The sequence below is a fragment of the Tropicimonas aquimaris genome (assembly GCF_042676185.1).
GTDB lineage: Bacteria > Pseudomonadota > Alphaproteobacteria > Rhodobacterales > Rhodobacteraceae > Tropicimonas > Tropicimonas aquimaris.
The window spans coordinates 1-22,143 of sequence record NZ_JBHTJT010000051.1; the positions used below are offsets into that span (position 1 = coordinate 1).

Genomic DNA, 22,143 nt, shown 5'->3' on the forward strand with positions numbered 1-22,143 from the left:
CGCCTCAGCGCCGCCGGTGAAGGGGGTTCTACGGATACTACCCGCAGGCCGCAAGGGGTTTTTTGAAAAAACCTTCATCTCTTGGTCAAAAATCTAATTAGTCAATAAATAACATATCCTTACGACTATATCAACTCCCACTCACCCAGGCAAACCCAGCATGGTTCCGTGGGGGAAACTGGCCGAATCCGCAGAGAATCCGAGTCGGTTTCCCCTCGGACTCCCCGCCTGGACCGCTTGATGTATGGACTCGCCCCCTGGTGACGGCCGATTCCCCACATCAGGGCACCTGCCGCAGCCATCGTCCGAGCGTCCGCACTATATAGATGCCGAGAAAATTCGACGGATCGGCTCGCGTGGCCATCCGGGCGGTTCAGGAGCGGCCCATGCCGCACAATGCCTTTGCCCGGGCCCCGCGCCCGCATGACCGACCTTGCGCAATCGCGCCTTCCCCAAGGCAAGACTCGCTGGTATGACGCGCGCGCACTTATAGGAGATAAGACCGATGGGATATCGTGTCGTCGTCGCGGGTGCCACGGGCAACGTGGGTCGCGAAATGCTGAACATCCTGGCCGAGCGCCAGTTCCCGGTGGATGAGGTTGCCGCCCTGGCCAGCCGAAAATCCCTCGGGACTGAAGTCAGCTTCGGCGACAAGACTCTCAAGACCCAGGATCTCGACACCTTCGATTTCACCGGCTGGGACATGGCCCTGTTCGCCGTTGGCTCCGACGCGACCAAGACCTACGCGCCCAAGGCCGCCGCTGCTGGCTGCGTGGTGATCGACAACTCGTCGCTCTACCGTTACGAGCCAGACATCCCGCTGATCGTTCCGGAAGTGAACCCCGATGCGATCGACGCCTATTCCAACCGCAACATCATCGCCAATCCCAACTGCTCCACAGCGCAGATGGTCGTGGCGCTGAAGCCGCTGCATGACCGTGCGCGGATCAAGCGGGTCGTGGTGAGCACCTACCAATCGGTCTCCGGCGCCGGCAAGGAAGGTATCGACGAACTCTGGGACCAGACCAAGGGCATGTACGTTCCCGGCCAGGAAGTCGCGCCGTCCAAGTTCCAGAAGCAGATCGCCTTCAACGTGATTCCGCACATCGACGTCTTCATGGAAGACGGAACGACCAAGGAAGAGTGGAAAATGGTCGCCGAGACCAAGAAGATTGTCGATCCGTCGATCAAGGTCACCGCGACCTGCGTGCGGGTCCCCGTTTTCGTTGGCCATTCCGAAGCGATCAACATCGAGTTCGAGGACTTCCTCGACGAAGACGAAGCGCGCGATATCCTGCGTGAGGCACCCGGAATCATGGTCGTCGACAAGCGCGAATCCGGCGGCTACGTCACCCCGGTCGAATGCGTCGGTGAATATGCGACCTACATCAGCCGCATTCGCCAGGATTCCACCATCGAGAACGGCCTCAACCTCTGGTGTGTCTCCGACAACCTGCGCAAGGGCGCCGCACTCAACGCGGTGCAGATCGCGGAACTGCTCGGCAACCGTGTTCTGAAAAAGGGCTGAGCCCGACCGCGCGGCGGCATCGCCGCCGCGCCACGCCCAACCCCGGACAAGCGGCTATGCCGCGCGGCTCCGGGGGCGGGAGCCTTGCCTTGTGGGTCCCGCAACCGATGGGCCCCGCGGCCACTCTCTCTGTCAGATCTTCACGAAGCCTCCGGCCTCGGGCAGGTAGTGCTGCAATGTCCCCTCTCGGATGTCGAACAGGATGCCGTGCAGCGACAACCGCCCCGCCTCGACAGCTTCGCGCACGAAGGGGAATCCCCAGAGGTTCTCCAGCGACACGATCACCGCCTGCTTCTCCAGCGCCCTTTGCTGTTCGGTCTCGTCGGCTATATCGGCAACCCGTTCGTAGCCCGGCCGCAGAATGTCCAGCCAGCGCCCGACGAAGCTGCTCTTTTCCTCCAGTTCCGGCGCATGGCCTGCGCACATCTGCTGGCAGCCCCTGACACCGCCGCAATCGGTATGCCCGACCACCAGCACATGGGCGACGCGCAGCACCGACACCGCGTACTCAAGCGCCGCCGAGGTGCCGTGCGGATCGCCGTCCGGCAGGTAGGGCGGTACCACGTTGGCGATGTTGCGATGCAAAAAGATGTCGCCGGTCTCCGCGCTGAAGACGGCGTTCACGTTGACCCGGCTGTCGCAGCAGGCAATTGCCATGATGCGCGGGCTCTGCCCTTCCTCGGCAAGCTTGCGATACCAGATCTTGTTGTCGGCATAGGTGGTCGCATGCCATCCGTGATAGCGCGGCACCAGGTAGGGCGGCAGCGGCATGGCATGGATCTTTTCGACGGGTTCGGACATCGCTGTGCTCCGTAGGTTTCCGGTCTCGCGCTCACGGTTGTATGGCGGAATTTGAAGAAATTCGAGAGTAATCCCAAGGGCCCACCCGACAAAGGCATAACGCTTTGTTCAGCCACCGGGGCAATCATGCGCGGGGATCCGGGGGCATGGTGCGAACAACGGGGGTTATGGTGGCATCGGTGGCGACATTGACATTCGAAGAGTCGGTTCGGCTCGACCGCGACAATCTGGAGGAGCTTTATCGGCAGCTTGGCGCTGCGGGAGCAGAAAACGTGATCTGCCGGGCGATGGAGGAACTGGCTGTGCGGCTCTCCGACATCGCGCCGCTATATCGCGCGGACCGATCCGGCGATCTCGCCCGCCTGGCGCGTAGCCTGGTCGGCATTTCCTCGCAGATCGGCCTGCAGACGCTGGCGCATGTGGCCGAGGACGTGTCACGCTGCGCTTTGCGTCAGGACCGGACGGCGCTTGCTGCAACGCTCTGCCGGCTCGAGCGGATCGGGGACAGGTCGCTGACCGCGGTCTGGGATCTGCGGGACGTCACCTCCTGAGCGGAATCCGTCGGGCAAGGCCGATGCCACTTGCGGCGCGCAGTAAGGACCGTAATGTCGCGCGGGCAAGCCAGAACCACCAACCGCCGGGAGAACCTCATGTCGCTGTCCTTCGCAGAGGCCGACGCCACGTCGACCGATCTCTTCGTCATCGGCCCCGAGATGCTGCCCGCCTGGCGGGACTCCCAGTCGATCGAAGTGCGCTTCTGGCTGGATCGAATTGGCTTCGCTGGCGCCATTGGACAGGCCGCACTCGTGCCGGCCAGCGACGGGGAACTTGCTGTCGTCGGCTACGGAACGGCGCGGGACCGGGCGCGTGGCAGGTTCCACCTCGCCACGGCCGCAACATCGCTGCCTCGGGGAACCTACGAGATCAAGGGCGACCTGTCCGTCGAGGAACTGTCGGAAGCCGCGCTCGGCTGGCTGCTCGCCAGCTACCGGTTCAGCCGCTTCAAGCCCGGCGGCAACGGCGACGGCGCCCGCCTGAAGGCGCCCCGGGGCGTCGATGCCGCCCGCCTGCTGACCATCGCGGAAAGCGAGGTGCTGACCCGGGATCTCATCAACACGCCGCCCAACCACATGGGTCCGGGAGAGCTCGAAACCGCCGCCTGCAATCTAGCGGAGAGCTTCGGCGCGTCGCATTACGTTACCAAGGGCGACGATCTGCGGAAAGGCTTCCCGCTGATCCACGCCGTTGGCCGGGCTTCCCCTCGCGCGCCACGGCTGATCGATCTCCGCTGGGGCCAAACCGGCCCGAAGGTCGTGCTGGTCGGCAAGGGCGTCTGCTTTGACACCGGCGGTCTCAACCTCAAGCCCGGCAGCTCCATGGGCCTGATGAAAAAGGACATGGGCGGCGCGGCCACGGTGCTGGGGCTGGCGCGCTCGATCATGGCGCTCGGGCTGCCGGTGCAGCTGCGCGTGCTGATCCCGGCCGTTGACAACAGCGTCGCCGGGAACGCCTTCCGCCCGCAGGACGTGCTCCGATCCCGCAAGGGGCTGACGGTCGAGATCAACAACACCGATGCCGAGGGCCGGCTCGTTCTGGCCGACGCCCTCTCGCTCGCGGCGGAAGAAAACCCGGATCTCCTGATCTCGATGGCCACGCTGACCGGCGCCGCCCGCGTGGCGCTCGGCCCCGACATCGCACCGTTCTTCACCGACGACGCGGCGATGGCTGACGCGCTTCAGCACTCCGGCGCCCGCGTCGCGGACCCGGTCTGGCGGCTGCCGTTCCACGATCCCTACGAGGCGATGGTCGAGCCGGCGATCGCCGATCTCGACAACGCGCCCAAGGGCGGCATGGCCGGCGCGATCACCGCGGCGCTCTTCCTCCGCCGCTTCGCCGAGGGCGCGGCAAGCTACACCCATTTCGACATCTATGGCTGGCAGCCCAGCGCCGCCCCGGCCCGCCCGGTCGGGGGCGTGGGTCAAGGCGCGCGCGCAGTGCTCGACGCGCTGCCTCGCGTCCTCGGATTGTGAGCGCGGCGATGCAGACCGACCGGCGGCTCCTGCCCGCGAACGACCATGTTGCGGCGAGCGAGCTGCGCGGCGTCGTCGAGGCCCCGCGCTACGACGATGGCGCCTGGCATCGGGTGCAGGTGCCGGTGGCAGACCTGCTCCGCGCGCCCGGCGGGCCGCGAGAGCGGCAGCTGCTTTACGGACAGCGGGTTCGGGTGTTCGACACTCGCGACGGCCACGCCTTTCTCCAGTCGGAGCGGGACGGGTTCGTCGGCTATCTCGACACCGCCGCCCTTGGAACCGACGCGCAGCCCACGCACCGGGTCCACCGCGCGGCCACGCATCTCTATCCCGCGCCCGATCTCAAGCGGATCGAGATCTGCGGCCTGTCCCATGGCGCCCTGCTGACGATCACCGGCACCGCCGGCAATTACCTTCAAACCGACGCGGGGCATTTCGTGCCGTCCGGCCATGTCTCCCCTGTCGAGGCGCGAGACGACGACCCGGTCGCCGTCGCCGAACTCTATCTCGGCACGCCCTATCTCTGGGGCGGCAACTCCCGCGCCGGGATCGATTGTTCGGGGCTGGTGCAAGCGGCGCTTCTGGCCTGCGGCATCCCCTGCCCCGGGGATTCCGATATGCAGGAACAGGCCCTCGGCGCAGCCCTTCCGGAGGGAACGCCCGCCCGGCGGGGCGATCTGTTCTTCTGGAAGGGGCACGTGGCGATGGCGGTCGACGAGGGCCGGATCATCCACGCGAACGCCCGGGCCATGGCGGTGTCGTTCGAACCGCTTCAGTCGGCAATCGCCCGAATCGAGGCCGCGGGCGACGGCCCGCCCACCTCGCACAGGCGGCTCGGCTGAGTGCGGCTCACTCCACGGCGCGGATCAGCTTGCGCTCCAGGACCCGCAGCACCGTCTTCAGGTCGTGCCCCCGCTTCAGGATCTGCCCGTCCATACCGATGACGGAATACATGCCCTGCCTGTGCCGGAGCCGCGGGCGTTTCTCGATCATGTAGAGCGGCGTCTCCGCCGTCCGCCGGAACACCGAGAAAACGGCAGCATCCTTGAGACAGGAAATCCCGTAGTCGCGCCATTCTCCGGCGGCGACCATGCGTCCGTAGAGACCGAGAATCACATTGAGTTCTGAGCGTTGGAAGGCCACCTGGTCCGCCAGGTGGCCGGAAGACAAGGGTGTAGGTGTCTCCATGTTCATGGTTCGACTGTGGTGCGGGAATGCTTGCAAATCAACGCAGAATTGGCATTTGCCGCAATTGCGCCACGAAATGACCGCCCGAATGCCGCTTTTCCCCCACACCCCGGCCATCGCGCCCGATTAACACTTTGGACTGTAGTGAGCGTATGCTCGTCCGGTGCCGCGGATTTTCAGCCCCCACCCAACCCGCGGCACCGGAGCTACGTCTCATCCTCTCAGCAAAGCACCGCAACCCGCAGGGTCCGCAGAAGGCCAGGCATTGACGCAGGCGCCGCCTCAGGCTACCCCGCCGCCCTCATTGCAACGGGGAACAGCATGGCACGCAGACGCAAGGGACGCGACATCTCCGGTTGGGTCATCGTGGACAAGCCCGCCGGCCCGACCTCCACCGCAGTCGTCAACAAGGTCCGCTGGGCCTTCGACGCGAAGAAGGCCGGCCACGCCGGCACGCTCGACCCCGCAGCGACCGGCGTGCTCGCCGTTGCGCTCGGCGAAGCGACCAAGACGGTTCCCTATGTCACCGACGCGCTCAAGGCCTATCGCTTCACGATCCGCTTCGGCCAGGCGACCAACACCGACGATGCCGAGGGCGAGGTGATCGCCACCAGCGACGCCCGGCCCAGCGATGTCGAGATCGAGGCCGCGCTGCCGGACTTCGTGGGGGACATAATGCAGGTCCCCCCGAAATACTCGGCCGTGAAGATCGACGGCGAGCGCGCCTATGCGCTGGCCCGGGACGACGAGGAATTCGAGATCGCAGCGCGCCCGCTTTATGTCGACAGCCTCGCGCTCGTCGCCCGGCCCGACGCCGACCACGCGGAGCTGGAGATGGTCTGCGGCAAGGGTGGCTACGTCCGGTCCATCGCCCGCGACCTCGGCGCGACCCTCGGCTGCCACGCCCATGTCACCACGCTGCGCCGCACATGGTCCGGCGCCTTTGAAGTCGAAGGCGCACTCGACTGGGAGACGCTCGAGGCGCAGGCGCGGACGCCCGAACTCGACGAATGGCTGCGCCCGCTAGAGGAAGCGCTCGTCGACCTGCCCCGGCTACCCTGCACGCCCGAAGGCGCGACCCGGCTGCGCAACGGCAACCCCGGCATGGTCATGTCGGCGCCCGATGTCGAGTACGGCGACACCGCCTGGGCCTCCTACCGGGGCGTGCCGGTGGCCATCGGTATCTATCGCAGCGGCGAGCTGCATCCCGACCGGGTGTTCAACCTTCCGCCCGCGACATGATCGTCCGGCACCACGCGACGGAAGCCGCCACGTCCTCGGCGGCCTATTCGGAGTGCGAAAGCTATCGCTACAGCCTTGCCCGAACCTGGGAGGCCGACGCGCCCCGGCTGCTCTACATCATGCTGAACCCGTCCAAGGCGACGGAGGTGGTCAACGATCCCACCATCGAACGTTGCGAGCGGCGCGCCCGCGCGCTCGGTTTCGGCGGCTTCACCGCCTGCAACCTGTTTGCCTGGCGCGAAACCGACCCGCAGGCCCTGCGCCGCGCCGCCGAGCCCGTTGGCCCGGAGAACGACGCGGCCCTCCTCGAAGCCGCCGGGCAATCGCAGACGATCCTCTGCGCTTGGGGTGTTCATGGTGTGCATCTCGGCCGCGCGGCCGACGTGGAGCGCAGCTTGCGGGAGGCCGGGCACACGCTGCACCACCTCGGGCTGACCCGGCACGGCCATCCACGGCACCCGCTCTACGTGTCCTACGCCACTCGGCCGGAGCCCTGGCTGGCTGCGTGATCCGGGCGGGGCAGTTTTTCCTTCCGTTCGGGCCGATTCTCTCCTATACGCGCGCATCCGTCCTCCTCGGAGGGCGGTGAACTCTCCAAGGGCCCTGCTGGACGACATCCCGGCTTGCGCCATGACTCGAACCTGTAAAGGAGACCCCGATGTCGATCACCGTTGAAGAAAAAGAACGCGTCATCAAGGAATTCGCCACCAAGGCCGGCGACACCGGTTCCCCGGAAGTCCAGGTCGCGATCCTGACCTCGCGCATCAACACCCTGACCGAGCACTTCAAGACCCACAAGAAGGACAACCACTCCCGTCGTGGCCTCCTGAAGCTCGTCGCGCAGCGCCGCAAGCTGCTGGACTACCTCAAGGGCAAGGAAGAAGCCCGGTACCAGTCGCTGATCGAGCGCCTCGGCATCCGCCGCTGACGCCAGCGCAGCATTGCACGGAAGGGGTCGCTTCGGCGGCCCTTTTTCGTTTCCGGGCCGGCCCGTCCGCGGATCGCGCCGCACGCGCCCCGAAAGGGGCCGATTTACTACCGGCTTTCATTGTGGCCGAAACTCCTGTATTTGCCGCCCATCTGAGACGTGACGCCTTTGGCCCCGGGCGCGTGCGACAGGATCAGGGGTCGGCGGCAATGGGGCCGCCATTCAAACGGGAGACCCGGGATACGCCCGGGAGGGCTCCCTTACAGGATACGCTAGATGTTCAATGAAGTGAAAAAATCGATGCAGTGGGGGCAGGAGACGCTCACACTGGAAACCGGCAAGGTTGCGCGTCAGGCCGATGGCTCCGTCATCGCCACGCTGGGCGAAACCTCGGTCATGGCCAACGTGACCTTCGCCAAGGAACCGAAGCCGGGTCAGGACTTCTTCCCGCTGACCGTTCATTACCAGGAAAAATACTACGCCGCCGGCAAGGTGCCGGGCGGCTTCTTCAAGCGCGAGGCGCGCCCGACCGAGAAGGAGACGCTGACCGCGCGCCTGATCGACCGTCCCTGCCGCCCGCTCTTCGCCCCCGGCTTCAAGCATGAAGTGCTCGTTATGTGCACCGTGCTGAGCCACGATCTCGTCAACGATCCCGACATCGTCGCGATGATTGCCGCCTCCGCGGCGCTTACGATCTCTGGCGTTCCCTTCATGGGCCCGATCGCTGCGGCCCGCGTCGGCTTCGTCGATGGCGAATACGTGCTGAACCCGGAAGTCCAGGACATGGACCAGCTGCGCAACAACCCCGAGCAGCGGCTCGACCTGGTTGTCGCCGGCACCAAGGACGCCGTGATGATGGTGGAATCCGAGGCCTACGAGCTCTCGGAAGACGAGATGCTCGGTGCCGTGGTTTTCGCCCACGAGCAGATCCAGCCGGTAATCGACCTGATCATCGACCTGGCCGAGGTCGCCGCCAAGGAACCGTTCAACTACACGCCGCCGGACTATTCCGAGCTCTACGCCGCCGTGAAGGCCGCGGGCGAAGAAGACATGCGCGCCGCCTATGCGATCCGCGACAAGCAGGAGCGCACCAACACGGTCGCCGCCGTTCGCGAGAAGATCAAGGCCGCCCTCACCGAAGAGCAGCTGGAAGACGCGAACCTCGGCTCCGCGCTCAAGAAGCTGGAGTCCAGCATCCTGCGCGGCGACGTGGTGAAGAACGGCAACCGCATCGACGGCCGCTCCACCACCACGGTCCGTGCCATCGAATCGCAGGTCGGCCTTCTGCCCCGGACCCACGGGTCTGCGCTGTTCACCCGCGGTGAAACCCAGGCGCTGGTCGTGACCACGCTGGGCACCGGCGAAGACGAGCAGATCATCGACGCGCTGCACGGCAACTTCCGCTCGAACTTCCTGCTGCACTACAACTTCCCGCCGTACTCGGTCGGTGAGGTTGGCCGCGTGGGCGGCCCCGGCCGTCGCGAGATCGGCCACGGCAAGCTCGCCTGGCGCGCGCTTCAGGCGGTTCTGCCGGCAGCGACCGATTTCCCCTACACGATCCGCGTCGTTTCGGAGATCACCGAGTCGAACGGCTCCTCCTCGATGGCTTCCGTCTGCGGCGGCTCGCTGTCGATGATGGATGCCGGCGTGCCGCTCAAGGCGCCGGTTGCCGGTGTCGCCATGGGCCTCGTACTGGAAGAGGACGGCTCCTACGCCGTTCTGACCGACATCCTTGGCGACGAGGATCACCTCGGCGACATGGACTTCAAGGTTGCCGGCACCGAGAACGGCATCACCTCGCTGCAGATGGACATCAAGGTCGCGGGAATCACCCCCGAGATCATGAAGCAGGCCCTGGCTCAGGCCAAGGACGGCCGGATGCACATCCTCGGCGAAATGGGCAAGGCGCTGTCCGCTGGCCGGACCGAGTTCTCGGCCCATGCCCCGCGCATCGAGACGATGACCGTGCCCACCGACAAGATCCGCGAAGTGATCGGCTCCGGCGGCAAGGTGATCCGCGAGATCGTGGAAACCTCCGGCGCCAAGGTCGACATCAACGACGACGGCGTGATCAAGATCGCCTCGCCGAACGCCGACGCCATCCAGAAGGCCTATGACATGATCTACTCGATCGTGGCCGAGCCTGAAGAGGGCAAGGTCTACAAGGGCAAGGTCGTGAAAATCGTCGACTTCGGCGCCTTCGTGAACTTCTTCGGCAAGCGTGACGGCCTCGTGCACGTCTCCCAGATCGAGAACCGCCGCCTGAACCACCCGTCGGATGTGCTGAAGGAAGGCCAGGAAGTCTGGGTCAAGCTTTTGGGCTTCGACGACCGCGGCAAGGTCCGCCTGTCGATGAAGGTCGTCGACCAGGAAACCGGCCAGGAAGCCAAGAAGGAAGAAGAAGCCGAGTAAGGCAACGCGCCTTCACGGTAACAGGACTTGGACGGGCCGGCGTTTCAGACGCCGGCCCGTTTTCCTTTGCGCAGCGGGTCTTTCCGCTGCGACGGAGATCACTGCTTGCGCAGGTAGACGTCGAAGTTCTCTGAACTGGCGTGAAGTTCGTATCGGTCCATTGCCTCGCCGAACTCCGGCGCAACGCTCATATAGGCGTACCAGTCGAAGTCCTGGGTCTCGAAGAAGTACCGCCGATTGTCGATGACGGCGATCTCGGGACGCTTGTTCAGGAGGTCGGACGCATATTGCGAAGCGTTCAGGCGGTGCAATTCGTCGTACCGGGCACAAGCGTCGGGCTCTTGAACGCAATCGGTTTTCGCACGCCCGTCGACCACACCCGGCGCCACCCAGTTGTGCGGATAGCGCACGGCCCAGCTCCGCCGCATGGCGAGCGCAGCACCCGGTCCGGCCGCGGAATCGGTGCTCAGAACCCAGATGGACTGCGCCGGCAGGCCCTCGGTCATGGCAACAACTTCCTCGACGCCCTTGTCGTGATAGAAACCCATCCGCGTGAAGCCGAACAGGATTGCGCCCACGGCGAAGATGCAGGCGACCTTCTGGAACCGCAGCCCTTCGCCACGAAACAGCACCCAGAAAGCCGTGAGGAAAGCAAAGCAGAAGAACGGGTAAAGGTGATAGCCAAAACCATTGCCCTGCCAAAGATAGCTGACCACGGAGGCCAGCAGCGCCGTGACGAAGACCCCGGTGCCCGCCGGCAATGACCGGGCACGCAGCGCCAGCACCAGGACCATCCCGAGGACGGGAAAGCCGGCGAGTTGCAGGCGCATTCGGATGAACCCGGGCGAGGCCGATATGTTGCCGTAGACCTCGCGCGCACGGGGAACGATGTCGGAGAAATAGAGCGGATGAACCAGCGCGACAAAGGCCCCGTAGCTTAAGCCGACGGCCAGGAGCGTCAGGTTCGATGGCGAAAGGATGGGGCGGTGCGACCGCTGGCGCAGCACCTGATAGGCCGTGATCGACAGGGGAAAGACGATGAAATAGGGCTTCAGGCAGACACCCAGTCCGAAGAACACCGTCCGGAACATGCCTGGAGCGTTCGGGCGCGGCCCCAGTTGGGAGACCAACCAGGGCATCATGAACACGAGCAGCAAGCCATCGCGCTGGATCTGTTCGAACCGTGCCGAGACGAGGATCGAGAACCCGACCGCGAGGGTCATCAGCCCGGCCTCGCTGGGCGTCATGCCCTGCTCGTCGTGAAGGATGCGGAAACACCAATGGAGCGAGGCAAAGACAAGGAGCGCGAAAGCGACGTAGGCGCCGTTGTCGGGCGAGAGGTTCAGCAGATCCGACAGCAGGATCGCCGGCACAGTCAGGTAGAAGTTCAGCGGTGGGTTGATGTCGATCACGTCGCGGTAGAGCACCGCGCCGTCCAGCCAGTCGCGGGCTGCCAGAACGTAGACGGCCACGTCGTGGCTCAACATCCGATTCCAGTACACGATGACAAAGAGGATCGAGACCGCGGCCGGATAGAGCAGCGAGGCCAGTAGGGCCGTGTCCTTTGCCAAAGGTCCGGCGCCTGCCGGCGATGCCTGTCGGAGCTCGGCGCCATCGGCCGTCAGTCTGGCGGAAGTCTTCATGGATCGATCTACCCTGGGCTGGCGCGTGAATTCGCCGGCAGATCATCCGATTATTGGGGCAAAACTAGGGAATCACCGGGATTATTTAATCATCGTTTCCCAATCCGGGACAATTCAGCCCCGGAATTCAGGCGTCCCAGCTCATCCGTTCATTGAACGTAAGTGACGTAATCGTCGCGATAGGCCGTCTTGCGGCGCTCCGGGACCGGGGCTGGCCAAGTGCCAGTGCGGGGGCTGGGTGCGCCGGTATATTCCGGAATGTCGTCCCGGTGCGTGCCGGTGGAGAGCTGGCGTGCGCGTTCTGCCGGGGCGTTGACCCGCGGCGTCGAGGCCGGCAGGTAGGTCACATGCTGGGTGGTCTCGGGCTCGGGCGCGCAGGCCGAGAGGCCGAGCACGACCAACACAGCCCCAAGTCCACGGGCAAGAACAGCCTTTCGCGCTCCACAAACATCGGACATTATCACCTCCCACTGAGCAGGTTCGATCAAAGCATACCGCCGGGCATCGAGCCCGACCTTTGGGGGCAGCTTAGCCACGAAACAGCGCCCGAGATACCCGAAATTGGCCGCAAGCCCCTTGATTTCGTTGAAATGCGGCAGACTGGGAGCCAAAGGCCACGGTTTCAGGGCGCGCGGCGGCGCACCGAGGCCGGGCGCCCCGGCAGGCTTAGCGCCGCGTCGCCCCGCTCGGAGCGTGCGATGACCTTGCCCCTGGCGACCACCGCCAGCCGGGCCGGCCGCAGGCGCACCGCTTCGGTCGGATTGCCCGCGTCGAGCACCACCAGCGAGGCTACCGCTCCCTCGCGCAGCCCGTAATCCTTCAGCCCCATGATTGCGGCATTGGTCTCCGTCACCATGGTGAAGCAGCGCGCCATTTCCTCGGGGTGGGTCATCTGGGCGACGTGCAGGCCCATGAAGGCCACGTCCAGCATGTCGGCGGTGCCGAGACTGTACCACGGATCGAGCACGCAATCCTGGCCCCAGCCCACGGGGATGCCCATCGCCTGCATCTCCTTTACCCGCGTCAGACCGCGCCGCTTGGGAAAGGTATCGTGCCGGCCCTGCAGGACAATATTGATCAGCGGATTCGGGATCGCGGCGATGCCGGCCTCTGCGATCAGCGGCAGCAGTTTGGAAACATAGTAGTTGTCCATCGAGTGCATCGAGGTCAGGTGGCTGCCCGCCACGCGCCCCTGCAGGCCCAGCCGCTGTGTCTCGAAAGCCAGCGCCTCGATGTGGCGCGACATGGGATCGTCCGTCTCGTCGCAATGGATGTCGACCATCAGGCCGCGCTCCGCCGCGATCTCGCAAAGGTCGCGCAGGGAGGCGGCGCCGTCGGCCATCGTGCGCTCGAAATGCGGGATGCCGCCGACCACGTCGACCCCCATGTCGAGCGCCCGGATCACGTTTTCCCGCCCGTTTGGCGCGCGGTAGAGCCCGTCTTGCGGAAATGCGACGAGTTGCAGGTCGATGTAGCCCTTCACCTGCTCCCGCACCTCCAGAAGGGCGGTCACGGTGTTGAGGTGATCCGGCGTGGTATCGACATGGCTGCGGATCGCCAGCAGGCCCATCGACGCGGCCCAGTCGCAATAGGTCAGCGCGCGCTCGACCATCTCGTCAACGGTCGCGATGTCCCGCAACTCGCCCCAGAGCGAGATGCCCTCCAGCAGAGTGCCGGACGCGTTCACCCGCGGTTTGCCGTAGGACAGCGTCGCATCCATGTGGAAATGCGGGTCAACGAAGGGCGGGGAGACCAGATCGCCGCTGGCGTCAATCATCTCGCCAGCCTCGGCCTCCAGCTTTGGCGCGATGGCGGCGATCCGGTCGCCGGTGATGCCGATATCGGCGACGCGCCCGTCGGGCAGCGTTCCGCCGCGAACGATCAGGTCGAACATCATCTCTCTCCCTTGTTGAACGGCACCATCAGCGCCGCCGGGACCTCGGCGCGGCGCGACATGAGGACGAGCGCAAGGATCGACAGGAAATAGGGCATCATCAGGAACACCTGATAGGGCACGAACGCGCCCACCGGCGTCTGCTGCAGCCGGATCTGGAAGGCATCGAAGGCGGCAAAGAGGATCGCACCGAGCAGCGCCTTGCCCGGCTTCCAGGCGCCGAAGACGACAAGCGCGATGCAGATCCAGCCACGCCCGTTCACCATGTCGAAGAAGAAGCTGTCGAAGGCCGACATGGTCAGGAAGGCACCGCCCACCGCCATCAGCCCCGACCCCACGATCACCGCGCCCATGCGGATCGCCATGACCGACAGGCCCTGCGCCGCGACCGCCGACGGGCTCTCGCCCGCGGCCCGCACGGCGAGCCCGAGCGGCGTGCGGTAGAGCACGAGCATGGTCAAGATCACCACAACGAAGGCCGCGTAGGTCAGCGGCGTCTGGGCAAACAGCGCCGGGCCGAGGATCGGGATCTCGGACAGAATCGGGATCTCGAAGGCCTGGAAGGCCTCGATCTTTGGCGGCGAGGAGACCTCGGGCAGGACCACGCGATAGGTGTAGAAGGTGAGCGACGTCGCGAGCAGCGTGATCCCCACGCCCACAACGTGCTGCGACAGCCCGAACGGCACCGAGAGGATGGAGTGCACCAGCCCGAAGGCCATGCCGGTCAGCAGCGCCACCGCAACCCCGCCCCAGAGCGGCAGCCCGGCCCAGACAGCGATCCAGCCGGCAAAGGCCCCGGCGACCATGATGCCCTCGATGCCGAGGTTCAGCACCCCCGCCCGCTCGCAGATCAGCTCGCCCATCGTGGCAAAGATCAGCGGCGAAGCGATGCGAATCGCGGCGGCCCAGAAGGAGGCGGAGAGCAGGATGTCGAACAGATCCATCTCAATCCCTCCGCACGCGGAACTTGGTCAGCAGGATCGCCAGCACCATCAGCAGCAGCGCCGTGGCGAGCATGATGTCGGCCAGGTAGGTTGGCACGCCGATGGCGCGGCTCATGCTGTCGGCGCCGACGAAGATCGCGGCGACGAACAGCGCCGCCAAGACCACACCGAGCGGATGCAACAGCGCCAGCATCGCCACGACGATCCCGGTGTAGCCATAGCCCGGCGACAGATCGAGCGTGAGCGAGCCCTTGAGCCCTGCGACCTCGGAGAAACCCGCCAGCGCGGCGAGCCCGCCCGACAGCAGCGCCGTCTTGAGGATGACGCGCGTCACGCGGATGCCTGCAAAGCGCGCGGCCTCGGCGTTCTGGCCAACCGCACGCATCTCGAAGCCCAGTGTGGTTTTCGCGTCGATCACCCAGATCGCGGCGGCGGCGATCAGTGCCAGCGCGAACCCCCAGTGGATCCTCAACCCTTCGACGAGCCGAGGCAGGCGGGCTTCCGGGATCAGCCGTGCCGACTTGGGCCAACCCATACCCATCGGGTCCTTCAGCGGACCTTCGAGAAGGTAGGAGACAAAGAGCAGGAAGATGAAGTTGAAGAGCAGCGTTGTCACTACCTCGTCCACGCCGAACCGGGTCTTCAGCAAGGCCGGCACGAACAGAACGAACGCGCCCGCCAGCATCGCGGCGACCGCGATCACCGGCAGCAGCACCGGAGACGGCCATCCGAGCGCGCCCGTGCCGAGCACCGCGGTGACGACCGCCCCGGCATAGAGCTGCGCCTCGGCCCCGATGTTCCAGAGCTTGGCGCGGAAGGCGACGGCCACGGCAAGGCCGGTGAAGATCAGCGGCGTGGCACGGTTCAACGTCTCCAGCACGGCGAATTTCGAACCGAAGGCGCCTTTCATGATCTCGCCGAAAACGGCGGCCGGGTTACCCCCGGCGATCATGGCCAGAAGCGCCGCGACCAAAAAAGTTGTCGCCAGAGCCAGCGCCGGCGGCAGGGTCCGCCGCGCGAACGTCGGGTTGGCGATCGGTTCAAGTCGCATGCGCGGCCTCCTCGAACCCGTGGCCGGCCATCCAGGCGCCGAGATCCTCGGGTTTCATTGTGCCGCGGGCAAAGGGCGGGCTGAGCCGGCCCTCGGAGATCACGTGGATCACGTCCGACAGGCGCATGATCTCGTCGAGATCCTCGGAGATCAGCAGGACCGCCGCGCCGGCATCGCGGGCCTCGGCGAGCCGGCCGTGCACGTAGTTCACCGCGCCGATGTCGAGCCCGCGCACCGGCTGGTTGGCGAGGATGATCTCCGGACCCCATTCCAGAACCCGCCCGAGGATCAGCTTCTGCATGTTGCCGCCCGACAGCAGCCGGATCCGCACGTCCGGTCCCGGGCAGCGGATGTCGTAGGTCGCGATCAACTCCTCGGCGTGACTCCGCACGCGGGCCCAGTCCATCCAGCCGCGGCGCGAGAAATCGCTGCCGTAGGTCTCGAGGATCGCGTTCTCCGCCAGGGTGAAATCCGCGATGGTGCCGGTGTGGTGCCGGTCTTCCGGGATACGGGCGATGCCGTGGCCGATGGCGGTGCGCGGCGTCCAGCCGCTGATCGGCTCGCCCGCCACTGTCATCTCGCCCGAAATCGGTGCGCGCAGCCCCGACAGCAGGTCCGACAGCGCGGCCTGCCCGTTGCCGGAAACGCCCGCCAAGCCGGTGATCTGGCCCGCGCACAGGTCCATCGTCACCGCGTCGAGCCCAGGCTTGTCGCCCTCGCCTTCCGTCGACACGGCGCGGAGCGACAGGCGCGGCGCGCCGGGGGTCGACGGCGTGATCTCCGGCATCGTCACCTCGGCCCCGACCATCAGCGCGGCCAGTTCCTCGCGGTTGGTCTCGGCCGTCGGGCGCTCTGCCACCAGCTTGCCGTGCCGCAGCACCAGCACCCGGTCGGAGATCGCCATGACCTCGTGCAGCTTGTGCGAGATGAAGACGATCGACAGCCCCATGCCGATCGCCTCGCGCAGGGTCGAGAACAGCGCGTCCGTCTCCTGCGGGGTCAGCACGGCAGTCGGCTCGTCGAGAATCAGGATACGGGCGTCGCGGTAGAGCGCCTTGAGGATCTCCACCCGCTGCCGCTCGCCCACCGTCAGCCGCCCGACCCGGGCATCGGGATCGACCTTGAGATGAAAGCGAGTCGACAGATCGCGGATCCGGGCCTTTACCTCGCCGGGCCGCAAAGACATCGCGTTTAGCGGCTGCGCGCCCAGCACGATGTTTTCCCAGACAGTCAGGTTGCCGGCGAGCGTGAAATGCTGATGCACCATCCCGACCCCGGCATCGAGCGCGGCGCGCGGATTGCCTGGCGGGAGCGTCTGGCCAAAAAGCTCCACCTCGCCCTCGTCGGCCGTGTACTGGCCGAAGAGAATGTTCATCAGCGTCGTCTTGCCGGCGCCGTTCTCGCCGAGCAGGGCGACAACCTCGCCCCGGTCCAGATGAAAGCTCACCGCATCGTTTGCGGTGAGCGATCCGAAGCGCTTGGTGATGTTGGAAAGGCGCAGAACGGTCTGCACCGGCTCCGCGCCTGTCATGAGCCTACGAGGACTTCGGCTCTTCGTCGTTGATTTCGACCGTGAAGGAGCCATCCTTGATCGCCGCTTCCCGTTCGGCCACGAGGTCCAGCGCCGCCTGCGGAATCTTGCCTTCGAAGGTGCCATAGGGGGCGAGCGAGGAGCCGCCTTCCTTCATGAAGGAATAGATCCCGTAGTCCGCAGCCGTGAAGGTCCCGGCCATGACTTCGGCGATTGCCTTGTCCAGCGTGGGCTCGAAATGCCACAGCGCCGAGGCCACGACGGTGTCGGGATAGTCGGCCTGGGTGTCGATCACGTTGCCGATGGCGAGGATACCCTTCTCCTTGGCCGCGTCCGAGACGCCGAAGCGCTCGGCATAAAGCAGGTCGGCGCCGTTCTCGATCATCGCATAGGCGGTTTCCTTGGCCTTGGGAGGATCGAACCAGGAGCCGATGAAGGACACCTGGAAGGTCACGTCGGGGTTCATCTCGCGCGCGCCGGCCATGAAGGCGTGCATCAAGCGGTTCACTTCCGGGATCGGGAAGCCGCCGACCATGCCGATGTTGCCACTCTCCGACAGCGCCCCGGCGATGATGCCCGACAGGTAGGAGGCGTCCTGGATGTAGTTGTCGAAAACCGCGAGGTTGGCGATGGCCGGATCTTCCTTGAAGGACGAGCCCATCAGGAAGGCGACCTCCGGATACTCGGCGGCCACTTCGCGGGCCTCCGCCTCGACGCCGAAGATCTCGCCGACGATCAGGTCGTAGCCGCCCTCGGCATATTCACGCATCACCCGCGGATAGTCGGTGTTCGCTGTGTTCTCGGAATAGGTGTATTCGATATCGCCGCGTTCCTGGGCTGCAAGGGCCGCGATGTGGATCCGGCTCACCCACTGCTGCTCCACCGGCACGGTATAGATACCGGCGACCTTCAGCGGCTCCTGGGCATGGGCCTTGAGCGGAAGAAGGCTCGCAATCGCACCGACGGCCACCGTCGAGCCAAGGAAGGCACGGCGCGAAATCGCACCGGGAACTTTGGATTCATGCATGAGACTGACCCTGTTGCTGTGTTATTAGGCGCTTGCCGCGATATTGTCCGAAAGGTCAAATATTTCAGACCCAGCTACAAGGTGTAGGCCCGGGCGCGCGCTGTCAAAGCAATTCGCGCCGCTTAATGTGGCGCATTCCGCCGCAAGCGCCTGCATATTGCGCATCACCGCAAGGGCCCGCGGAAGCGCCAGCATTGAAATCCCGGCCCTCTCGCCGTATCTGGGCGGAGACCCCGAAAAAGAAGGCCCCGACATGGCGATCCACCTCCACGCCAAAGATCTCCCCGACGCGCTCGATCTCGGCCCCGTGGTCGCAATCGACTGCGAGACGATGGGGCTCAACCCGCACCGTGACCGGCTCTGCCTCGTGCAGCTCTCGGGCGGTGATGGAGATGCGCACCTGGTGCAGATCGAAAGGGGCCAGACTGAGGCGCCGAACCTCGCACGCTTGCTGACCGACCCGGAGGTGCTGAAGTTGTTCCACTTTGGCCGGTTCGACATCGCGGCGATGTACAATGCCTTCGGCGCGCTGGCTGCGCCGGTCTATTGCACCAAGATCGCCTCCAAGCTGGTACGCACCTACACCGACCGCCACGGCCTGCGGAACCTCTGCCAGGAGATGCTGGACATCGACATTTCCAAGCAGCAGCAATCCAGCGACTGGGGCGCCGAGACGCTGACCGTCGCGCAGCAGGAATACGCCGCCTCCGACGTGCTCTACCTGCACCGCCTGCGCAGGGAGTTCGACAAGCGGCTGGAACGCGAGGGGCGCACCGAGATCGCCCGAGCCTGTTTCGACTTCCTGCCCACCCGGGCCAAGCTCGATCTGGCCGGCTGGCCCGAGATCGACATTTTCTCGCACTGACATCGCCATGCCCGACGCCTCCGCGGCCCCCGACCGGACCCAGACCTTTCTCGCCACCGCCCGCCGCGTGATCCGCCGCGAAGGCGAAGCGCTGTCCTTGCTGGCCGAGGCGCTGGACGAGGCGTTCGCCGATGCGGTGGCCCTGATCCTCGAAGCGCGCGGCCGGGTGATCGTGTCGGGCATGGGCAAGTCGGGCCACATCGCGCGCAAGCTCGCGGCGACCCTCGCCTCCACCGGCACGCCGGCGCATTTTGTCCACCCCGCCGAGGCCAGCCACGGCGATCTGGGGATGATGGCCACCGGCGATGTCGCGCTGCTGCTGTCCAACTCGGGCGAGACCCCGGAACTGGCCGACATGATCGCCTATACCCGGCGGTTCCAGATTCCGTTGATCGGCGTTGCCGGGCGCCCTGGCAGCACCCTGCTCACCCGCTCCGATGTGGCGCTGCTGCTGCCGCCCGCGCCGGAGGCGTGCGAGACCGGGATTGTGCCGACCACCTCGACCACGATGACCCTTGCGCTCGGCGACGCGCTCGCCATCGCTCTGATGGAGCATCGCCGCTTCACCCCCGACAAGTTCCGCGAGTTTCATCCCGGCGGCAGTCTCGGCGCCCGGCTGGCGCGGGTCAGCGACCTGATGCACAGCGGCGAGGCGCTGCCTCTCGTTGCCGCAGGCACACCGATGCGCGACGCGCTGATCGTGATGACGCAAAAGGGCTTTGGTGTGGTCGGGGTGACTGACGCCAGCGGTCGCCTCGCCGGCATCGTCACCGACGGCGACCTGCGCCGCCACATGGCCGGGCTGCTGGACCTGACCGCCGAGGCGGTGATGACCCCTGCCCCGCGCACCATCGGACCCGATGCGCTGGCCGAGGAGGCGCTGGCCGCGATGAACGACCGCAAGATCACCTGCCTTTTCGTGGTCGACCCGATGGGGACCGGCGAAGCGACCGGAATCCTGCATATTCACGACTGCCTGCGGGCGGGTATCGTCTAGGCCGATGGCCACGTTCGACAACCTCCACTCCCGCGTGGTGGCATGGCTCAAGGTCCTGCTGCCGCTGATGGCGCTCGCCCTGCTCTCGTCTCTGTTCCTCGTGGCGCGCACCGGCGACAACAAGGCCAGCCTGCCCTTTTCGGAACGGGACCTGGAGCAGATGGCGAGCGAGCAGCGGGTGGACGGGCCGGAGTTCTCCGGCGTCACCGAAGACGGCAACGCCATAACGCTCAACGCCCGCAGCGCGACTCCGCGCGACGCCAAGGCCAGCGTCGTCGACGCGGTCGAGGTCAGCGGCACGATGGAAACGGGCGACAACAGTTCGATCCGCCTGACATCGGACGCCGGAACCGTGCACGCCACAGAATCCCGCACCGTCTTGCGCGGGAATGTTCACATCAGCACCTCGACGGGATACAAGCTGGACACCGACGAACTCTCCGCCGCGCTCGACCGGACCGACATGGAGACCACCGGACCGGTCTCCGGCACCGGACCCATCGGCAGCATCGACGCCGGCCGGATGGTCGTGACCCAGTCCGGCGAGGATCGCGATAGCGTGACCGTGGTTTTCAAGGACGGTGTCAGGCTGCTATACGTTCCCGGAAACCAATAGGATGCTACCAGTGTCGCTCCGGTCCCTGCTGCTTGCCGCAGCGTTTCTCCTTCCCGCCGCCGCCCTCGCGCAGGGCGCCAACATTGGCTTTGGCGGCGCCGAACACGACAGCTCCCTGCCCGTAGAGATCACTGCCGACCAGCTCGATGTGAACCAGGCCGATGGACGCGCCAAGTTCACCGGGAATGTCGTCGTCGGCCAGGGAGAGATGCGTCTGACCGGCGCCGTGGTCGATGTCGAATACGGCGAGAGCGCCACCGGCGAGACCGAGGTCAAGCGCCTGCACGCCTCCGGCGGGGTGACCCTGTTCAACGGGGCCGAGGCCGCCGAAGGGCAGGAAGCCGTCTATACGCTCGAGACCGGCGAGGTGGTGATGACCGGCGATGTCGTCCTGACCCAGGGCGAGAACGCGATGGCCGGCGAGAAGTTGACGGTAAACCTCGACACCGGCACCGGCGTCATGGAGGGCCGCGTGCGGGTGGTGTTCCAGTCGCAGGGCGCGCAAGGCGACGGCCAATGAACCGCCCACAGCGCGGATTGACCGTGACGCCCGGCGAGCGCGGTCTGCAGGTCGTGCAGCTGCGCAAGAGCTATCGCCGCCGTCCGGTGATCCATGACGTCACGCTGGAGTTGCAGCGCGGCGAGGTCGTGGCCCTGCTCGGCCCCAACGGCTCCGGCAAGACCACCTGCTTCTATTCCATCGCCGGGCTGGTCACGCCCGAATCCGGCCTGGTGCAGATCGACGGCCGCGACGTGACCACCCTGCCGATGTATCGCCGCGCCAAGTTCGGCATCGGCTACCTGCCGCAGGAGGTCTCGATCTTCCGCGGCATGTCGGTGGAGGACAACATCATGGCGATCCTCGAGATCGCCGTAAAGGACAGGCACAAGCGCCGCGAAAGGCTGGAAGACCTGCTGTCGGAATTCGCCATCGAGCATCTCCGCCGGGCCTCGGCGCTGTCTCTCTCCGGCGGCGAACGGCGGCGGGTCGAGATCGCGCGCTGCCTCGCGGCCGAGCCGAAATACCTGCTGCTCGACGAGCCCTTCGCCGGGGTGGACCCGATCTCCGTCGGCGACATCCGTCACCTCGTGATGGATCTCAAGAACCGCGGGATCGGCGTGCTGATCACCGATCACAACGTCCGCGAGACGCTGGAGATCGTCGACCGCGCCTATATCCTGCACGATGGACAGGTGCTGATGAGCGGCACTGCCGAGGATGTCGTCCGGGACGAGAACGTCCGCCGGGTCTATCTTGGTCAGAACTTCCGTATCGGCTGACCCGCCTGCAACAGACGCCCCCGGAGTGGGAACCTTCGCTGGGTCACCGCGTTGAATTTGATACGGATCATTGACGAAACCGCCCCCCGCACGCTGCAATTGCAGGGCCTGCCGGTGCGGGCACACGAGGACGCGGGCGTTGACATCGTACGTCGAACCATCGCC

22 protein-coding genes are annotated in these 22,143 nt (G+C 65.8%); 13 read left to right on the forward strand and 9 right to left on the reverse strand.

Translation table 11 applies throughout. From position 1 onward, the window contains the following. Nucleotides 1-505 precede the first annotated feature (505 nt). Entirely contained in the window at nt 506-1,528 is a 1,023-nt protein-coding gene (locus tag ACFQ2S_RS21065; RefSeq protein ID WP_386077648.1) for an aspartate-semialdehyde dehydrogenase, read from the forward strand. A gap of 132 nt (nt 1,529-1,660) precedes the next feature. Here ACFQ2S_RS21065 and ACFQ2S_RS21070 read toward each other — a convergent pair whose 3' ends face one another. Beyond that, nucleotides 1,661-2,329 (reverse strand): carbonic anhydrase, encoded by a 669-nt coding sequence (locus tag ACFQ2S_RS21070; RefSeq protein WP_386077650.1) that lies wholly within the window; start codon nt 2,327-2,329, stop codon nt 1,661-1,663. Between the two features lie 179 nt (nt 2,330-2,508). On the opposite strand from ACFQ2S_RS21070, the gene ACFQ2S_RS21075 reads away from it, so the two are divergent. From ACFQ2S_RS21075 to ACFQ2S_RS21085, 3 genes are all read left to right on the forward strand, one after another. After that, nucleotides 2,509-2,880, forward strand: coding sequence for a hypothetical protein (locus ACFQ2S_RS21075; protein ID WP_386077653.1), 372 nt, complete (start codon nt 2,509-2,511; stop codon nt 2,878-2,880). A gap of 99 nt (nt 2,881-2,979) precedes the next feature. Continuing rightward, the gene (locus tag ACFQ2S_RS21080) at nt 2,980-4,359 is read left to right on the forward strand and encodes a leucyl aminopeptidase family protein (protein WP_386077656.1); all 1,380 of its coding nucleotides are present in this window, start codon (nt 2,980-2,982) and stop codon (nt 4,357-4,359) included. An 8-nt stretch (nt 4,360-4,367) separates the two neighbouring features. Next, on the forward strand, nt 4,368-5,201 hold the full coding sequence (locus ACFQ2S_RS21085) for a C40 family peptidase (protein ID WP_386077658.1): 834 nt from the start codon (nt 4,368-4,370) through the stop codon (nt 5,199-5,201). Nucleotides 5,202-5,208: 7 nt separating this feature from the next. Here the strand turns inward: ACFQ2S_RS21085 and ACFQ2S_RS21090 are convergent, their stop codons facing one another. Further along, nucleotides 5,209-5,553: a DUF2794 domain-containing protein gene (locus ACFQ2S_RS21090; protein ID WP_386077660.1), complete on the reverse strand. Its 345-nt coding sequence runs from the start codon at nt 5,551-5,553 to the stop codon at nt 5,209-5,211. Nucleotides 5,554-5,868: 315 nt separating this feature from the next. Here ACFQ2S_RS21090 and truB point away from each other — a divergent pair, with 315 nt between their 5' ends. From truB to pnp, 4 genes are all read left to right on the forward strand, one after another. After that, nucleotides 5,869-6,789, forward strand: a complete 921-nt coding sequence (gene truB, locus ACFQ2S_RS21095) for a tRNA pseudouridine(55) synthase TruB (protein ID WP_386077662.1) — start codon at nt 5,869-5,871, stop codon at nt 6,787-6,789. Beyond that, on the forward strand, nt 6,786-7,298 hold the full coding sequence (locus tag ACFQ2S_RS21100) for a DUF1643 domain-containing protein (RefSeq protein ID WP_386077665.1): 513 nt from the start codon (nt 6,786-6,788) through the stop codon (nt 7,296-7,298). Before truB ends, ACFQ2S_RS21100 begins: the two co-directional genes overlap by 4 nt. Nucleotides 7,299-7,447: 149 nt before the next feature. Then, nucleotides 7,448-7,717, forward strand: a complete 270-nt coding sequence (gene rpsO, locus ACFQ2S_RS21105) for a 30S ribosomal protein S15 (protein WP_089234733.1) — start codon at nt 7,448-7,450, stop codon at nt 7,715-7,717. 276 nt (nt 7,718-7,993) lie between these two features. After that, a complete protein-coding gene (gene pnp / locus ACFQ2S_RS21110; protein WP_386077668.1) occupies nt 7,994-10,129 on the forward strand; it encodes a polyribonucleotide nucleotidyltransferase in 2,136 nt (711 codons plus the stop codon). A gap of 98 nt (nt 10,130-10,227) precedes the next feature. Here the strand turns inward: pnp and ACFQ2S_RS21115 are convergent, their stop codons facing one another. The 7 genes from ACFQ2S_RS21115 to ACFQ2S_RS21145 form a co-directional block, all read right to left on the reverse strand. Beyond that, entirely contained in the window at nt 10,228-11,772 is a 1,545-nt protein-coding gene (locus ACFQ2S_RS21115) for a hypothetical protein (RefSeq protein ID WP_386077671.1), read from the reverse strand. Between the two features lie 149 nt (nt 11,773-11,921). Further along, on the reverse strand, nt 11,922-12,230 hold the full coding sequence (locus ACFQ2S_RS21120) for a hypothetical protein (RefSeq protein WP_386077674.1): 309 nt from the start codon (nt 12,228-12,230) through the stop codon (nt 11,922-11,924). A 164-nt stretch (nt 12,231-12,394) separates the two neighbouring features. Beyond that, nucleotides 12,395-13,666 carry an amidohydrolase family protein gene (locus tag ACFQ2S_RS21125; protein ID WP_386077676.1) on the reverse strand — a complete coding sequence of 424 codons (1,272 nt, stop codon included), beginning with the start codon at nt 13,664-13,666 and terminating at the stop codon, nt 12,395-12,397. Further along, nucleotides 13,666-14,610 carry an ABC transporter permease gene (locus tag ACFQ2S_RS21130; RefSeq protein WP_386077677.1) on the reverse strand — a complete coding sequence of 315 codons (945 nt, stop codon included), beginning with the start codon at nt 14,608-14,610 and terminating at the stop codon, nt 13,666-13,668. Before ACFQ2S_RS21130 ends, ACFQ2S_RS21125 begins: the two co-directional genes overlap by 1 nt. A 1-nt stretch (nt 14,611) precedes the next feature. Next, nucleotides 14,612-15,661 (reverse strand): ABC transporter permease, encoded by a 1,050-nt coding sequence (locus ACFQ2S_RS21135; RefSeq protein ID WP_386077680.1) that lies wholly within the window; start codon nt 15,659-15,661, stop codon nt 14,612-14,614. Then, on the reverse strand, nt 15,651-17,192 hold the full coding sequence (locus ACFQ2S_RS21140; RefSeq protein WP_386077683.1) for an ABC transporter ATP-binding protein: 1,542 nt from the start codon (nt 17,190-17,192) through the stop codon (nt 15,651-15,653). The genes ACFQ2S_RS21135 and ACFQ2S_RS21140 overlap by 11 nt, the downstream gene beginning before the upstream one ends. Before the next feature lie 4 nt (nt 17,193-17,196). Continuing rightward, the gene (locus ACFQ2S_RS21145; RefSeq protein ID WP_386077686.1) at nt 17,197-18,219 is read right to left on the reverse strand and encodes a BMP family protein; all 1,023 of its coding nucleotides are present in this window, start codon (nt 18,217-18,219) and stop codon (nt 17,197-17,199) included. Nucleotides 18,220-18,472: 253 nt separating this feature from the next. On the opposite strand from ACFQ2S_RS21145, the gene ACFQ2S_RS21150 reads away from it, so the two are divergent. Genes ACFQ2S_RS21150 through lptB form a run of 5 tightly spaced genes read left to right on the forward strand, consistent with a single transcriptional unit; the run spans nt 18,473 to nt 21,978 of the window. Beyond that, the gene (locus ACFQ2S_RS21150; protein ID WP_386077688.1) at nt 18,473-19,084 is read left to right on the forward strand and encodes a ribonuclease D; all 612 of its coding nucleotides are present in this window, start codon (nt 18,473-18,475) and stop codon (nt 19,082-19,084) included. A gap of 7 nt (nt 19,085-19,091) precedes the next feature. Beyond that, complete coding sequence (locus tag ACFQ2S_RS21155; protein WP_386077690.1) at nt 19,092-20,081, forward strand: KpsF/GutQ family sugar-phosphate isomerase; 990 nt, start codon at nt 19,092-19,094, stop codon at nt 20,079-20,081. Nucleotides 20,082-20,085: 4 nt separating this feature from the next. Continuing rightward, nucleotides 20,086-20,697, forward strand: coding sequence for an LPS export ABC transporter periplasmic protein LptC (lptC, locus tag ACFQ2S_RS21160; protein WP_386077692.1), 612 nt, complete (start codon nt 20,086-20,088; stop codon nt 20,695-20,697). Between the two features lie 10 nt (nt 20,698-20,707). Continuing rightward, complete coding sequence (locus ACFQ2S_RS21165) at nt 20,708-21,217, forward strand: LptA/OstA family protein (protein ID WP_386077695.1); 510 nt, start codon at nt 20,708-20,710, stop codon at nt 21,215-21,217. Continuing rightward, nucleotides 21,214-21,978: an LPS export ABC transporter ATP-binding protein gene (gene lptB / locus ACFQ2S_RS21170; RefSeq protein WP_089234720.1), complete on the forward strand. Its 765-nt coding sequence runs from the start codon at nt 21,214-21,216 to the stop codon at nt 21,976-21,978. The genes ACFQ2S_RS21165 and lptB overlap by 4 nt, the downstream gene beginning before the upstream one ends. Nucleotides 21,979-22,143 lie beyond the last annotated feature (165 nt).

Bases quoted from the DNA above. Each gene is read 5' to 3' on its own strand.
- ACFQ2S_RS21065 (WP_386077648.1), top strand. From the start codon at position 506: ATGGGATATCGTGTCGTCGTCGCGGGTGCCACGGGCAACGTGGGTCGC.
- ACFQ2S_RS21070 (WP_386077650.1), bottom strand. From the start codon at position 2,329: ATGTCCGAACCCGTCGAAAAGATCCATGCCATGCCGCTGCCGCCCTAC.
- ACFQ2S_RS21080 (WP_386077656.1), top strand. From the start codon at position 2,980: ATGTCGCTGTCCTTCGCAGAGGCCGACGCCACGTCGACCGATCTCTTC.
- ACFQ2S_RS21085 (WP_386077658.1), top strand. From the start codon at position 4,368: ATGCAGACCGACCGGCGGCTCCTGCCCGCGAACGACCATGTTGCGGCG.
- ACFQ2S_RS21090 (WP_386077660.1), bottom strand. From the start codon at position 5,553: ATGAACATGGAGACACCTACACCCTTGTCTTCCGGCCACCTGGCGGAC.
- truB (WP_386077662.1), top strand. From the start codon at position 5,869: ATGGCACGCAGACGCAAGGGACGCGACATCTCCGGTTGGGTCATCGTG.
- ACFQ2S_RS21100 (WP_386077665.1), top strand. From the start codon at position 6,786: ATGATCGTCCGGCACCACGCGACGGAAGCCGCCACGTCCTCGGCGGCC.
- rpsO (WP_089234733.1), top strand. From the start codon at position 7,448: ATGTCGATCACCGTTGAAGAAAAAGAACGCGTCATCAAGGAATTCGCC.
- pnp (WP_386077668.1), top strand. From the start codon at position 7,994: ATGTTCAATGAAGTGAAAAAATCGATGCAGTGGGGGCAGGAGACGCTC.
- ACFQ2S_RS21115 (WP_386077671.1), bottom strand. From the start codon at position 11,772: ATGAAGACTTCCGCCAGACTGACGGCCGATGGCGCCGAGCTCCGACAG.
- ACFQ2S_RS21120 (WP_386077674.1), bottom strand. From the start codon at position 12,230: ATGTCCGATGTTTGTGGAGCGCGAAAGGCTGTTCTTGCCCGTGGACTT.
- ACFQ2S_RS21125 (WP_386077676.1), bottom strand. From the start codon at position 13,666: ATGTTCGACCTGATCGTTCGCGGCGGAACGCTGCCCGACGGGCGCGTC.
- ACFQ2S_RS21130 (WP_386077677.1), bottom strand. From the start codon at position 14,610: ATGGATCTGTTCGACATCCTGCTCTCCGCCTCCTTCTGGGCCGCCGCG.
- ACFQ2S_RS21135 (WP_386077680.1), bottom strand. From the start codon at position 15,661: ATGCGACTTGAACCGATCGCCAACCCGACGTTCGCGCGGCGGACCCTG.
- ACFQ2S_RS21140 (WP_386077683.1), bottom strand. From the start codon at position 17,192: ATGACAGGCGCGGAGCCGGTGCAGACCGTTCTGCGCCTTTCCAACATC.
- ACFQ2S_RS21145 (WP_386077686.1), bottom strand. From the start codon at position 18,219: ATGCATGAATCCAAAGTTCCCGGTGCGATTTCGCGCCGTGCCTTCCTT.
- ACFQ2S_RS21150 (WP_386077688.1), top strand. From the start codon at position 18,473: ATGGCGATCCACCTCCACGCCAAAGATCTCCCCGACGCGCTCGATCTC.
- ACFQ2S_RS21155 (WP_386077690.1), top strand. From the start codon at position 19,092: ATGCCCGACGCCTCCGCGGCCCCCGACCGGACCCAGACCTTTCTCGCC.
- lptC (WP_386077692.1), top strand. From the start codon at position 20,086: ATGGCCACGTTCGACAACCTCCACTCCCGCGTGGTGGCATGGCTCAAG.
- lptB (WP_089234720.1), top strand. From the start codon at position 21,214: ATGAACCGCCCACAGCGCGGATTGACCGTGACGCCCGGCGAGCGCGGT.